Origin of the sequence: Prolixibacter denitrificans (assembly GCF_003014495.1) — a bacterium.
GTDB lineage: Bacteria > Bacteroidota > Bacteroidia > Bacteroidales > Prolixibacteraceae > Prolixibacter > Prolixibacter denitrificans.
Genome location: NZ_PYGC01000004.1, coordinates 97,815 through 111,789 on the forward strand (window position 1 = coordinate 97,815; position 13,975 = coordinate 111,789).

General features: G+C 42.3%; 18 protein-coding genes. 16 read left to right on the plus strand and 2 right to left on the minus strand.

The window, feature by feature from the left end; translation table 11 throughout:
- The first annotated feature begins 259 nt into the window (after positions 1 to 259).
- The 10 genes from CLV93_RS09450 (at position 260) to CLV93_RS09495 (ending at position 6,332) form a co-directional block, all read left to right on the plus strand.
- Positions 260 to 931, plus strand: coding sequence for a tetratricopeptide repeat protein (locus CLV93_RS09450; RefSeq protein ID WP_106541953.1), 672 nt, complete (start codon positions 260 to 262; stop codon positions 929 to 931).
- Between the two features lie 76 nt (positions 932 to 1,007).
- Positions 1,008 to 1,349 carry a hypothetical protein gene (locus tag CLV93_RS09455; protein ID WP_106541954.1) on the plus strand — a complete coding sequence of 114 codons (342 nt, stop codon included), beginning with the start codon at positions 1,008 to 1,010 and terminating at the stop codon, positions 1,347 to 1,349.
- A gap of 35 nt (positions 1,350 to 1,384) precedes the next feature.
- Complete coding sequence (locus CLV93_RS09460; RefSeq protein ID WP_106541955.1) at positions 1,385 to 1,624, plus strand: hypothetical protein; 240 nt, start codon at positions 1,385 to 1,387, stop codon at positions 1,622 to 1,624.
- 23 nt (positions 1,625 to 1,647) lie between these two features.
- Entirely contained in the window at positions 1,648 to 2,034 is a 387-nt protein-coding gene (locus CLV93_RS09465; RefSeq protein WP_106541956.1) for a hypothetical protein, read from the plus strand.
- Positions 2,035 to 2,052: 18 nt separating this feature from the next.
- Complete coding sequence (locus tag CLV93_RS09470) at positions 2,053 to 2,424, plus strand: hypothetical protein (RefSeq protein WP_146141992.1); 372 nt, start codon at positions 2,053 to 2,055, stop codon at positions 2,422 to 2,424.
- Between the two features lie 123 nt (positions 2,425 to 2,547).
- Positions 2,548 to 3,897 carry a sulfatase-like hydrolase/transferase gene (locus tag CLV93_RS09475; RefSeq protein ID WP_106541958.1) on the plus strand — a complete coding sequence of 450 codons (1,350 nt, stop codon included), beginning with the start codon at positions 2,548 to 2,550 and terminating at the stop codon, positions 3,895 to 3,897.
- A 100-nt stretch (positions 3,898 to 3,997) separates the two neighbouring features.
- Positions 3,998 to 4,534, plus strand: coding sequence for a hypothetical protein (locus CLV93_RS09480; protein WP_106541959.1), 537 nt, complete (start codon positions 3,998 to 4,000; stop codon positions 4,532 to 4,534).
- Positions 4,535 to 4,687: 153 nt separating this feature from the next.
- Positions 4,688 to 5,074 (plus strand): hypothetical protein, encoded by a 387-nt coding sequence (locus CLV93_RS09485; protein ID WP_106541960.1) that lies wholly within the window; start codon positions 4,688 to 4,690, stop codon positions 5,072 to 5,074.
- Positions 5,075 to 5,178: 104 nt separating this feature from the next.
- Positions 5,179 to 6,081: a patatin-like phospholipase family protein gene (locus CLV93_RS09490; RefSeq protein ID WP_106541961.1), complete on the plus strand. Its 903-nt coding sequence runs from the start codon at positions 5,179 to 5,181 to the stop codon at positions 6,079 to 6,081.
- A gap of 50 nt (positions 6,082 to 6,131) precedes the next feature.
- A complete protein-coding gene (locus CLV93_RS09495; RefSeq protein WP_106541962.1) occupies positions 6,132 to 6,332 on the plus strand; it encodes a hypothetical protein in 201 nt (66 codons plus the stop codon).
- Between the two features lie 61 nt (positions 6,333 to 6,393).
- Here the strand turns inward: CLV93_RS09495 and CLV93_RS09500 are convergent, their stop codons facing one another.
- Positions 6,394 to 6,966 carry a hypothetical protein gene (locus tag CLV93_RS09500; RefSeq protein WP_146141993.1) on the minus strand — a complete coding sequence of 191 codons (573 nt, stop codon included), beginning with the start codon at positions 6,964 to 6,966 and terminating at the stop codon, positions 6,394 to 6,396.
- A gap of 62 nt (positions 6,967 to 7,028) precedes the next feature.
- Positions 7,029 to 7,541: an RNA polymerase sigma factor gene (locus tag CLV93_RS09505; RefSeq protein WP_106541964.1), complete on the minus strand. Its 513-nt coding sequence runs from the start codon at positions 7,539 to 7,541 to the stop codon at positions 7,029 to 7,031.
- A gap of 322 nt (positions 7,542 to 7,863) precedes the next feature.
- On the opposite strand from CLV93_RS09505, the gene CLV93_RS09510 reads away from it, so the two are divergent.
- From CLV93_RS09510 to hemC, 6 genes are all read left to right on the plus strand, one after another.
- Positions 7,864 to 9,000, plus strand: coding sequence for a nickel-binding protein (locus CLV93_RS09510; protein ID WP_106541965.1), 1,137 nt, complete (start codon positions 7,864 to 7,866; stop codon positions 8,998 to 9,000).
- A gap of 177 nt (positions 9,001 to 9,177) precedes the next feature.
- Positions 9,178 to 9,582, plus strand: a complete 405-nt coding sequence (locus CLV93_RS09515) for a group I truncated hemoglobin (RefSeq protein ID WP_106541966.1) — start codon at positions 9,178 to 9,180, stop codon at positions 9,580 to 9,582.
- 34 nt (positions 9,583 to 9,616) lie between these two features.
- Positions 9,617 to 11,011: an FAD-binding oxidoreductase gene (locus CLV93_RS09520; RefSeq protein WP_106541967.1), complete on the plus strand. Its 1,395-nt coding sequence runs from the start codon at positions 9,617 to 9,619 to the stop codon at positions 11,009 to 11,011.
- Between the two features lie 239 nt (positions 11,012 to 11,250).
- Positions 11,251 to 11,607, plus strand: a complete 357-nt coding sequence (locus CLV93_RS09525) for a hypothetical protein (protein WP_106541968.1) — start codon at positions 11,251 to 11,253, stop codon at positions 11,605 to 11,607.
- A gap of 127 nt (positions 11,608 to 11,734) precedes the next feature.
- Entirely contained in the window at positions 11,735 to 12,991 is a 1,257-nt protein-coding gene (hemA, locus tag CLV93_RS09530) for a glutamyl-tRNA reductase (protein WP_106541969.1), read from the plus strand.
- A 47-nt stretch (positions 12,992 to 13,038) separates the two neighbouring features.
- On the plus strand, positions 13,039 to 13,971 hold the full coding sequence (gene hemC, locus CLV93_RS09535; RefSeq protein ID WP_106541970.1) for a hydroxymethylbilane synthase: 933 nt from the start codon (positions 13,039 to 13,041) through the stop codon (positions 13,969 to 13,971).
- Positions 13,972 to 13,975: the final 4 nt, after the last annotated feature.

Below are 13,975 nucleotides of genomic sequence, written 5' to 3' on the forward strand. Positions count from 1 at the left end.
TGAAATAAACTTTTCCCTCACATACCCGACTAAAACCATTTGCTACAAACCGTATAATGAATATAAATTGAAAAAAGATAATTATCCCGATCTTTTTGATGAACAGTCTGAATTTTTTGATGAATGTATAGATCTGGTACGTGAATGAAAATTTTGATTTGCTATAATCAGACAACATGTAGAATATAAAGGAGAAGGTTCTGGGAGATTTTTTCTATTTTTCAGAAACCAATAAAGTAACAACCGCAAACCGGCCTACATGAAAAAAACAGTTCTTTTCACATTCATGGTATTTCTAACAATGACCTGTGCGCTGGGACAAAAGACCTACTCCGGTTCAATCGACAGCAGAAATGCAGCCATACAATTAGCCAATGAGGCAATTTCAGAAATTAAAAATAAGAATTACGACAGTGCTCTAAACAAGTTGTTAGCATCTATAAAAACAGACTCAACCATACGGGAAACTTATCTGCGACTGTACCAGATAGCCATTGCAGACCACAAACACAATGCAATAATTATTAAAGCATTAGACAAAGGAAAAAGAATCTTTCAGGAAGATGACGTGCTAAACTTCTATTGTGGTGAGGTCTACAGACTAAACGCCAATTATGAAAAGGCAATTATAGAATATACAAACGCGATGAAATATGCTAAAGTATATGGCGAAGACTTTTACCTGGTGCCTTATTACTATCTGAATCGGGGGAATATATACCTAAAAACCGGGAAACTGGAGTCAGCTCTGAATGACTACAATTACTTATTAAAATTGGATTCCACTTCAACCAGCGGCCTAACAAACAGAGGAATTACCATGTATAAGTTGGGATTAAAAGATAAAGCTTGCCATGACTGGGAAAAAGCAGTGAAAAATGGATTTACCGTTGCAAATAAATATTACCAAAAGTACTGCAATAAAAACTAAACTGAGTTTTGACAAGAACTAAAGCAACCTTAAAGTCGCCTGGTTCATCATTAGAACATAACTAACATTTGTACTTATGAACCGAAATATTCTCTTAGTCGCACTATTACTGACTTTTTTATCTTTCTTAACTCCATCATGTGAAAAAGATAACGACCTGAGCAAAGCCGATTTACTAAAATTTAAAGAGATTGCCTGGAATTCGTTGAACGCTTCAGAACAAAAGTTTGTAACGGTTAATTGGCAAGATGCAAATGCTAAAGTCATTAAAAATCCTGATAACGAAGCGGAAGACATTGTTTTAGTCAGTTTCCGAACGACCGTTTCCGATCTGACAGGTCCGTTGAATGTTTTTATCCACATCCATACAGAAGAAGTATTTCAACCGAATAACATAACAGATTACGCGTATAATTAAATACACGCAAACGATAAAGCGCTCACTATAAATGTATGAAAAAAGAAATCCTGCAATTCGGAAAACAGTTTCTGCTCACCGCTCTCATCATGTCCCTTTGCTTACTACTCTTCGATTTATGGGACCCGATTAAACAGATGATTACCGGACACTTCGATTCAGAAAAGGATCTCACTTCTTACATTTCACTAAAAACTGATATCCCGGTGATTGTAGCGGTATCCATTGTTATGGCCAGGGCCAGTATGCGCAGGAAAAAAGCCACCAAAAATTAAAACAACATAGCAAATCCAACAATATGAAAAAGCTATTATTCCTCTCAACTTTCTTGTTTCTATCAGTCATCGCCACAGGACAGGTCAAAAGAATCGCAGAACAATTTCCAATTACAAATATAAAATCCACTGAGTTGAAAGCAGCAGACTTCCGACCTCAGAAAGTGAAAACAGCATATGATTTGGCGCTGAACTTAAGTTACATTCACCACATCTCAAATGGCTTAAAAGACAAGTACCTGACATTGCCACTCGTAATAATTGATGGCAAACCAGTCTCCGAAAAAGAGCTAAAGAAGTTAAGTTTGGATAGAATCAGAGATTATGATTTCCAGTCAGGAGTCATTGCAACAGCTCTTTATGGTAGCCGCGGCACCTACGGGATTTTAAAGATTGTATTAAAAGAATAAATGGCTAACTTATCTGCCATGAAAACAAAAATCGCTTACCTCGTATCCTTTGCTATTATCGGGACGCTAATTTTCTTCATTTATCGTTCCTACTCCAACGAGAACAACTCGATGGTACAGCTCCACGCTTCCGCTCATCTGGAGGGGCACCACATTGTGATTGCCAATCAGGATTCGTTTGACTATCTGAACATGCAACTGACGGTAAATGAATACTACAAGATAACCGGCTACAATCTGAAATCGGACGAAACGTGTTCGATTGGCCAGGTAGAGTTTTTTCTGAATCCCCGACGAAGAATGCCATTGAACGTGAAACCTGTGAAACTTTCCATTTGGTGCAATTTGTACAACGGGAAAAAAGGATATTTCACTGCGGATTTGAAGTGAACTGAAAAACAAAGAAAGAAAAATGAAGCCCAACAGCTCGAATTAGATAATCCTGGAAACGTATTTGGGTTAATTCGAATCATTCCTTAATTTAGGCTACACTTCTAACTAAACCTTTTTGGAATGAATCGATTAGCGAAAACCATAACCGGGTCACTACTGCTTGCCGGAACCGGTCTATCGGCTCATGCCGGAAATCCACCGGCCAACCGCCCCAACGTCATCATTATTTATTCGGATGACCAGGGTGCCATCGACCTAAATTGTTTTGGTGCCACTGATTTAGTGACACCCAATATGGACAAGTTGGTAGAAAGCGGTGTCAAATTCACCCGGTTTTACGGAGCTCCTATCTGTTCACCGTCGCGGGCCGGGTTGCTTACCGGGAAAACACCACAGCGAGCTGGCGTGCCCGGCAATGTTAGCGCAAGAAGTCTCGAAGCCGGTATGCCGGGAAGCCAGTACACCATGGCCGAAATGTTTAAAGATGCAGGATACAAAACGGCGCACATTGGGAAATGGCATTTAGGCCATGCCAAAGATAAACAGCCAAATGCTCAGGGATTCGATTATTCATTCGGTCATTTTGTGGGCTGTATCGACAATTTTTCCCATTTTTTCTACTGGGACGGTCCTAACCGGCACGATTTGTATCGAAATGGAAAGGAAGTGTTTTATTCGGGCCGGTATTTTCCCGACTTGATGGTTCAGGAAGCTTCGAAATTTCTGGATGAAAATAAAGACCATCCGTTCTTTATGTATTACGCCATGAACACGCCGCATTACCCCTATCAGGGCTCACCTAAATGGCTAAAATATTACCGGGAGAAAGGAGTGAAATACCCAAGAGATTTATACGCAGCTTTTATTTCGACCATGGACGAAAAAATAGGTCAGCTCTTGAATAAGTTAGAAGAACTGGGCTTACGCAAAAATACCATCATCGTTTTCCAGTCAGATAATGGCTATTCTACTGAGGAAAGAGCGCATTTCGGCGGAGGAAGTGCCGGTGTTCTGCGTGGTTCTAAATTTAGTCTGTTTGAAGGAGGAATCCGGGTTCCGGCGGCAATTAGCTGGCCAGCCCGATTACATCCTGGAGAAGTGCGTAACCAGGTCGCCATAAATGGAGACTGGATGCCAACATTGGCCGAGCTATGCAAAATCAAACTCGACACCCATAACCTTGACGGGAAAAGCCTGGTCCCCATTCTGAACGATAAAAGGCACGAGACGTTGCACCCTGCTTTCTGCTGGCAAAACGGAAAACACTGGGCGGCGAGAAATGGCAGATGGAAATTGCTTGGCAACCCAGTGATTTCCGGAAAGAAATTTGCACCGAAAGATTCCTTGTTTCTGGTCGATCTGGAAACCGATCCGGGAGAAATGACGAACCTCGCAACACAATTTCCGAAAAAAGTACAAGCGCTAAAAAAACAATTTGAAAGCTGGCAAAAACATAATCAGGAGGATTAGCGATTAATGATTTTCTAAAAGATTTGGGTTAAAAATCAATACAAAAGCGCAACTTCCAGGCAACTGAATGCATCTCACGGATAGAAAAAAGCTAACCACCATGAGAAGAGCATTGTTGATATTCATAGTACTTCTGCTTACCGGATGTGATCATGTGCCATCAGATAATCCGCGATACGCCCTCCGGCAGAAAGTGTTGTTTCAATTCGAATATGTGAATTACGCCTGGGGCTTTCAGCATCGCGGCTGGCTAATCAATTCATCGGGTGAACTTCATTGCTATAACTTACCCGACAACTGGAACTTTCCTGATTCCACCGGAACGATTTCTGCTACCGATATGGAGCAGAATCTGCAGAATACAGACAGCATTTGTTACCAAATAAACCCGGAAGTACTAAAAGCCAAATTCCTGCTATTGCCTTTGGCAGCCAAGGGGCCACTTAGTGACCCCGTTTCTGAAATGGCTGATGCCGGTAGCGCTGTTTACGCTGGGTATATTCTCGACCAATCAACCAACCGATACGAACGTATCTTGCTCCAACAACTCGGCGATATCCGGATTGAGAACCGGTCGCAGCAAGCGCATGAGCTCTACGAATGGCTTCAATCGGTTAACCAGGAAATCAGTAAATGATATTCCATGGTTCCTACGATTTATTGGAATATTTATCGGTAAGCTCTGCTTTCTCAAAAACATTTGAGATATTGCCGCCACCAAATGTGACTCAAAAAAAGAGGAAAGTCATTAATTGGTCTCAATTAGATCAATTTTCTCAATAAAAGAAATATGGAGTTTTTCAGAATAATTAAAGTAAAAACAACGGAACACCTCATTCAAAAGCACATACAATTAAGCAACCTCGAAAAGATTAGCAATGAACTATTTGCGATTGATAATCCCGAAGGTGATAAATTGAAAATCGGTGGAATATGGGGAGAATTCTCATTGAGTATAAGCCAAATAAAGGGTGGAGTTCGATTTGCTCTGTTGGAGTGTCCTAATGCACTGTGCTGGACCATTACAACAGGATACCCACCCGACCGGGATTCAATAGTTATACATTTAACCGTCAATCGTCAACGAAAACAGCCCGAATTCATTGATGAAATTAACGAGTTTTTAAATGATCATAGTTTTTCATTGGAAAAATTTTTTTCAGAATTACAGGAATGAATAAAATGAAGTGGGCGGGGTGTAGCTTGCGCTTTCAGGCAAACTGAAAATGATTATCTTTATTTGAACATAAGTATTTAATCACTCTCCTTTTCAGGAAACGTATGAAACAAAAAGTATCCCTGGTCTTGTCGGGTGGTGGAGCCCGTGGAATCGCTCACATTGGCGTTATAGAAGAGCTCGAAAAACAAGGATTTGAAATCAGCTCCATTGCCGGAACTTCGATGGGGGCATTGGTAGGTGGCGTTTATGCCCTGGGCAAAATGGAGGAGTACAAAGAATGGCTGTACACGCTTGACAAATTCAAGGTCTTCAATCTGGTCGATTTTACCCTCAGCTCGCAGGGACTCATCAAAGGCGACAAGGTACTGAACAAGATGAAGGAATTCATTCCTGATGCCAAAATTGAGGAACTGAGCATCCACTATGCCGCTGTTGCCGCTGATATTATGAATAAAAAAGAAGTCGTTTTCCGGAAAGGAAGTGTATTCGAAGCGATACGAGCATCGATGGCCATTCCGACTGTTTTCACTCCCGTAAAAACAAAAAACGGTTTGCTGGTCGACGGAGGCATTATCAATAATATTCCGCTCAATCACGTTAAACGGGAAAAAGACGATCTCCTGATTGCCGTCAATGTAAACGCCGATGTTCCGGTAGACAAACCTGCCGTTTCGAAAAAAGAAGAGAAGAACAACCGGTCGGTTTACCAGGAAAAAATCAGGGAATTTTACCAACAGTTGCATCTTTCTTCATCAGACAATAAAGAAGAGAAACTGGGATATTTCGACCTCATCAACAAAACCATTGCGATGATGACCTACCACATTGGGCAAGCCAACCTGAAAAATCACCCGCCGGATATTTTGATGGAAATATCACACGAAGCTTGCAGCACGTTTGATTTTTACCGGGCCAAAGAGTTGGTCAGTATGGGCCGGCATGCCGCACAAAAAAGCCTGAAAAAGTACGAAGGAGAAACTATCGGTTCGCAGGCAGAGCATTAAAAAATCACTTAACTTTGCGATTTTAAAACTTGAAAATAAAAGACTGACCAATGAGTGACCAGAATAAACTAAGGTGGCAGATTGTTCTCATTATCGTAATGGCTCTTTTTGCCATCTGGAACCTGTACACCATTTTCATGAAACCAAACGTGTTACGGCACTATGGCTGGCTGGGTATTTCTGTTGCCATCATTGCGGGCACTTTCGTAATGAGGAAAGAAATAAAAAAACGGATGAACCAGGAAAAATAAACCGGAAGTCATGTGATATGCTAATGGCTTCCGGCTCTCTTATTTCGTGTGGCTAAATACCTTACTCCGATTCAATTTCCCGCAGCAATTCCACGGCTGCATCGCGCAAAGGTTTCTGTCGCTTTCGCCAGATAAGTACACCAATACCGGCTCCAATAATGATAGCTCCCAGGTAAACAGCCTGGTAAATCAACACGCGGTCCAGGTAATCTACATCTTTGAAATGATTCAAAGAAAGAAAGACATACCCAACGTCGATTAAAAGGACGGGAATCAAGATGTATAATTTCTGAGGACGTAACAACTTGTACCGTTTGATGGCCTTTCTTAACATCTCGGTAGTAGGCAACGAATAATCGACCGCTTTGTACTCCTTGTAATAATGCCTCATGATCAATCCAATCAGCAAGAAAGCCAGAACATAGATGAAACCACCCACCCGGTCACTCCAAATCAGGTCTTTATCAGGATTCACCACCAGCAACCCAAAGTAAACGGGGATCATGATCCACATCAACCACTGGAAGTTCCGCATGATTCGTTCGTTTCGCCGATCTTCTTTCTGCAAACCGGGAATCAATCCGTTGATATCCAGTAAATGATTGTTTTTGTCGCTATTATTTTTTGTATTCATGACAGGTCTCAATTTTAACATGTAACACTCTTTTTCTGCCGTTTCCGACAGCTTTTCCAACATCATGCATCACGAACAAGCTTCTCTTTCAGCTGATTCTTAATTCGGTGAATTTTCACTTTCACGTTCGGCTCCGTAATACCAATTACGTTAGCAATTTCCTTCATTGTCAAGCCTTCCAGCAAAAGCGAAATCAGCGCTTTGTCGATAATCGAAAGCTGGTTGAGCTCTACCTGCAGCTGTTCAAACAAAGCTTCCTGTTCCAGCTTACTTTCCAGCTCATTGTGATCGTACAGGATTTGCATAGCCGAACTATCCGTGTTGATCATCAGTTTGGATTGCCGGTACGATTTTCCGCTAAAACTGATGGCCGTATTGACGGCGATGCGGTAAATCCAGGTATTGATCGACGATTCACCACGAAACTTGTCGAGGCTTTTCCAGATGTTGACCAATATCTCCTGGTACAAGTCCTTTTGCCCTTCGGCATTGGAATGATAGTACCGGCAGATTCGCACCAACCGCTCTTCGTTCCCGGCAATCAAATCTTTAAAGTGTTCCTCTTTGGTGTGCATGAATGTTGGTTTTGCTTATTTAGTCAGGAGCCGACAAAATTGGTTACAAATTTGTTTTATAGTAATTATTCCAATCATCTAAAGGATATTTTTCGAAAAAAGAGATCAAATATATCGAATTATTTTATTTAATCTAACGGAACAGATTCGTCCTTACCCCTTCATTTTCCGAAACTTATAGATATCCGAATAAAAAGTCTTAAATTTAATAGACAAGAAACCAAATCGTTCGCTCGATAACTATAATAATGTGCGAATAGTTCGTTGAAAAGGTAGGGAAAACAAAGTTCATCGGAGAAGTAGAAAGCTAAAAAACAGGGGTATGCCAATTTACATGGACCGACATGATGTTTCTGAAGCAGTCACAGCAGAACACGTAGCACAATTACATCAGCAAGATTTAAAGATACAGGACAACTACAATTGCCGGGGGCTCACCTACTGGTTCGACGAAAGAAGAAAAACTGCCTTCTGCCTGATTGAGGCTCCAAATAAACAGGCTCTTAAAGACATGCATCACAATGCCCATGGGAATGTACCTCATATTGTTACCGAAGTCGATGTAGACCTGGTAGAATCTTTTCTGGGAAGAATTGAAGACCCGCAAAATACAAGGAATACCGCACTGAATATCATTGATGATCCGGCTTTTAGAACCATTATGGTTGCTAAACTCAAAGTGTCTTCATTGAAATTAAATGAATTGATTAGGCTGAATAAATCATTAGCAGAGTACAACAAGAAAATTCCGGAAGTATTTGAAGAGTTCAACGGGAGAATTGTAAGGCACTACCATAATGGCTTTTTGGTCTCTTTTAAATCTGTAACTAATGCAGTTCAATGTGCTGTAGAAAACCAGGCTATTTTCAAAAAACTGACCTGTAAACAAAACCCGTGTCATATAAAATTGAAAATCGGACTCTGCGCAGGTTCTCCTATTACAGAGAAAAAAGAACTCTTTGAGGAAGTTGTCCAATCTGCTGAACGGATGACTGATACTTCCAAAGCTGACATAGTAGTTTCATCGGAAGTGAAGGATTTATATGTAAGTGAAAATTCCAACCAGTTTGTTAAAAACATGCAAGTAGAAGCCATTTCGCCTTCCGACGAACATTTTATTAACCAGCTGCTCGACTTCGCTGAAAAGGAATCTGGAAATACTCAGTTAAAAGTTAATGACTTCAATCTGCATCTGGGGTTTAGTAAATCTCAGCTGTATCGCAAGATGATGGAGCTGATGGGAATTTCGCCCAATAATTTCCTGCTTTCATATCGCCTAAACAAAGCTCTAAGATTATTCAATAAAAAGTCCGGGAATATTTCTGAAATAGCATACGAAACAGGTTTTAATAGTCCCTCCTATTTTTCCAAATGCTTTAAAAAGAGATTCGGTATTTTACCTTCCGATTACATACAAACCTCCGATAAACCGTTTTCTTCTCCTCTGAAGATTTCCTGAACCAAAATTACCAGCATTAAAACCAAAATTACCAGCATTTAAGACATTCTTGTCTTAAATTGCTTATACAACACATAATAAACGCATTAATCGCAGTTTATCTGTTACGGATTTCACTTACCAATATGATAAAACGAGTAAATCTATCTATTCAATAATAATCTAAAGTCTTTGCATATGAAAAACGGTAACGACACAAAAAACAACAGTCAACCAACATTATTTGAACGGTTGGGAAAGACTGAGGGAATCGCATCCATCGTAGATGATGTAATTGAAACCCACATGAATAATCCGGTTATTCAGAAACGTTTTTTGCCATTAAAAGAGCAACCCGAACATTTGGCACTTATCCGGCAACACACCATCGATTTCTTTAGTGCGGGAAGTGGTGGACAAGCTCAATATTCCGGTAAAGAAATGCCCGCTGCTCACAAGGGAATGAACATCAGACCAGAAGAATACATGGAGGTAGTGGATGATATCATGCTTATCCTCGACAAACATCAAATTGATGACGATTCGAAAAAGGATGTACTGGCAATTTTGTGGTCTCTAAAGGGCATGATTGTCGCTCAGTAATCAGCTTTTGCATTTAACCGCAAAAAACAGAAATATGACAACCACAATTAAAGATTTAGAACCCACTGTAATTGAGGAGTTAGCTTCACAAATCAGTGGAACATTGATCCTTCCGAAAGATGAAAATTACGAAGAGGCTCGAAAAGTTTACAACGGAATGATCGATAAACATCCCGGGCTGATTGTCAACTGTGTGGATGCTGCCGATGTAATTCACTGTGTGAATTTTGGTAGAGAAAACAATGTTTTGATTGCAGTCAGAGGTGGTGGACATAACGGCGGAGGTTTAGGATCGTGCGACGACGGCCTGGTCATTGATTTATCGGGCATCAAGTATGTTCGCGTAAATACCACAGACAAAACAGTCAGAGTTGGCGGAGGTAACATTTTGAGAGAACTTGATCATGCAACGCATGCTTTTGGATTAGCCGTTCCCGGCGGAATGGTTTCTACAACCGGAGTCGGAGGCCTGACTTTGGGTGGCGGCGTTGGTTATTTGTCCCGAAAATACGGATTGACAATCGACAGTTTACTGGAAGCTGATATGGTATTGGCCGACGGATCGTTTGTTACCGTAAATAAAGACCAACATCCCGATCTATTTTGGGCCATTCGTGGAGGTGGCGGAAACTTTGGAGTTGTGACTTCATTTAAATTCCAGGCCCATCCGGTAAAAACAGTTTATGGCGGACCAACACTCTGGCCTATTGAAAAAACAGAGGAGATTATGAAATGGTACGATAAATTCATTCAAAACGCACCTGACGATTTAAATGGTTTCATCGCAACATTGGTCATTCCAGGAGCACCATTCCCTGAGTTTTTACATAACAAACATTTTTGTGGAATTATATGGTGCTATACAGGCAATTTGGATAAAGCGGAAGAAGCATTTAAACCTGTCTTGGAACATGCTCCCATATTCGAGCACCTGGGTGCCATGCCATTTCCTGCATTACAATCGCTGTTCGATGGTTTAATGCCACCCGGTTTGCAATGGTATTGGAAAGCTGATTTCTTCAATGAACTGGATTCAAAAGCCATTGCTAAACATATGGAATTCGGTAAGGCCATACCGACGCCGCTTTCTCAAATGCACCTGTATCCAATTAGTGGAGCAGCGAGCCGGGTCGGTAAAGACGAAACGCCATGGGCTTATCGGGATGCAAAATATGCAGGCGTTATTGTAGGTATTGATCCAGACCCGGCCAATGCTGAAAAGATTACCAACTGGTGCAAAAACTACTGGGACGCAGTTCATCCTTTCTCCTCCGGCGGCGCCTATCTAAACTTTATAATGAACGAAGGGCAAGACCGGATAAAGGCAAGCTACAAACACAATTACGACCGATTGGTAAAAATTAAAAGCAAATACGATCCGAATAATCTTTTCAGAGTCAATCAAAACATCGCGCCAAACGGCCATTGAAATCGGAGTTAATGCAGTTGTTATTTATACACAATAGAAATAGAGAAAAGTAAAATACACAGGCAAAACTTTATCCCGATCAACTTGTTTTCTACGCAGCAAACATAAGCTTAGGCTAATTCAATTTTAAGCATTCTTAAAGAAAGAGTCTCGGCCAGATTTAGTAAGTTTGCAGAACTCCTTTAACTTAAGCAGTTAATAGAGCAACTATAATATATTGATAATTAAATAATCTGCCGGTGTTTTTCTTCGGAGTATTATCGAACACATTGCCTTACCTTTTCCTCGTCGTACTTTACGTCGTAGGATTGGGATCGTGGCTGTTGGGTAAACCGAATGTGGAAGAAAACACAGTAGATTCAATCACGGCAAATACCATTAACATTGCAGAAGAAAGCGATGTAACATCCGGGGACACCGTTCATTTTTTCAGCGACATTGCAGGCATTCATTTCGATCAGACAGAAATGCAAGCATCTGACGAAAAATCCTACACCGCTGGAATTGTGCATAAAATAGTAGAGGCACCTACTCAGTTTCCGGAGCATCATCTCGCTTTCCGTTTATTCTCCCGGCCTCCGCCAATCTTTGGCTAAATCATTCCTAAAACTCTTCCTACGAGAAGAAAGTAATTGCTTGAATAATAATTGACCGACAGGATAGTTCGCCATATTCCTGATAATCTGTATTTTTGTATGGCGGTTGTCCACAAAGCAGCAACAAATGATTGGCCTTTTAGGTATCAGCCATAAGACGGCATCCCTTGACATCAGGGGACAATATACATTCCTGACAGAGGAAATTCAGCCTTTTTACGAAGAGGTGCAGCAAGCGACTGACATCACCGACATGGTGGTTCTGTCGACCTGTAACCGTACGGAAATTTATTTTTCACAGAGTAAATACCCGTCAAAGAAAGCTTTCGAGCTCATCTTAGCACAAGTCAACCAGTTTAAAAAACCGGAAAATTCACACGCCGAATATTTCTACCGGAAAAAAGACGAAGATGTCGCCCGGCATCTGTTCGAGGTTATTGCTGGTTTTGATTCCATGGTGATTGGTGAAGATCAGATTATCGGACAGGTGAAAGACGCCTACCTGCACTGTACCAAAGCCAACATGACCGATGCCGTGTTGATGCGGCTCTTCCAGAAATCATTCGAGGCAGGCAAGCGTGTACGCACCGAGACCGCCATCAAAGTGGGGGCAACATCCGTAAGCGCGGCCGCGGTAGAGGTTTGCAACAACCTGGTCGACGACCTTTCGCAAAAGAAAGTACTGCTCATTGGTGCTGGCGACACAGCTGGAATTGCCCTGCAAAGCCTCATAAAAAAAGGCGTAACCGATTTTTCGGTCAGTAACCGTACCCTCGAAAAAGCCGAACACCTGGCAAAGCGCTACAACGGCAGTACCATTCCTTTTGAACACTATCCCAATCATTTGGCATCGCACGATATCGTCATGGTAGTTACCTCATCGCCCGAATATCTCATCGACAAAAAAATGGTGACGACTGAAAAGAAAGAGCCAAATGGACATCAACAGATTTTCATTGACTTGTCGGTGCCCCGGAATGTGGAAGAAAGCGTGGGAACGTTACCTGGCGTGCAACTGTTTGGTGTCGATGACCTGAAGCAGAACATTGCCGAAAATACCGAAAAGCGCATGGTCGCTGTTGAGAGTGCCCGTCCCATCATCGACGAGGTGGTTGCCGAGTTCTGTGACTGGTACGCCAGTCGTTCGCTGCGTCCGGCCATCAAGGCTATCAAAGCGAACTTGCAACGGGTGAATCAGGAAGAGCTGAGCGGGTACAAGAAGATTGATTCGGAAGATGTGCAACGCCAGGTAGATGAATACACCGAGCATTTGACGCAGCGTTATGCCCGCATCCTCATCAAAAACCTGAAGGAGATTACCGACAACGGCCGCGACGCCGAATCACTGCGCATCATCAACGAATTGTTCAAGGTAAACGAATAATCCCATTCCGGCCCGACCGGAATCAATCTGCTGAAAGCTCTTATTTTATGAAAAATAAAACTGTCAGGATAGGAACACGCGGAAGCCAGCTTGCGTTGTATCAGGCGAATGCCGTAAAAGAAGCGCTCGAGTCAACTTATCCGGACCTGCCCGTCGAAATCAAAATTATTCACACCAAAGGAGACAAAATACTGGATGTCGCCCTTTCCAAAATTGGTGACAAGGGATTGTTTACCAAGGAAATTGAAATGGCCATGGTGGCCGGCGAAGTCGATCTGGCTGTTCACAGTTTGAAAGACCTCCCTACTACCCTTCCGGAAGGTTTAAAATTAGCAGCAGTGCTGGAACGCGCCGAATACCGCGACGCACTGGTCAGCCGCGAAGGGAAAAAGCTGGATGAACTGACAACCGAAGATATTCTGGCAACATCGAGCCTGCGCCGCCGGGCTTCACTCCTGCGACATAATCCCGATTTTCAAATCAACGATATTCGCGGCAATGTCAATACCCGCCTTCGCAAAATGGAGGAAGGCTACTGCGACGTGATGATTATGGCCGCTGCCGGTTTGCAGCGCATCGGCCTCGACGATTACATCACTGAAATTCTGGAACCTGACCAGCTGATGCCACCGCCGTCGCAGGGCATCATCGCCATCGAAACCAAGGAAGGCGATACATATATTAACGAACTGATGGCCGGAATCAATCATGAAGAAACCTGGTTAGCCGGAACCGCCGAGCGGGCTTTTCTGCGAACCCTCGAAGGAGGTTGTCAGGTACCTATTGGGTGCTACACCCGCCGGGAAAACGGGCAAATGACCATTACCGGCTTCGTATCATCAGTAGACGGGACGGAATACCTGGAGGATTCCCTCACGGGAAATGAAAAAGACGGTGAGCACCTCGGTATCCAACTGGCCACAACACTGCTGGAAAGAGGCGGAAAAACTATTTTGCAGAATATTCGTCCGGTAGAATAGCGGA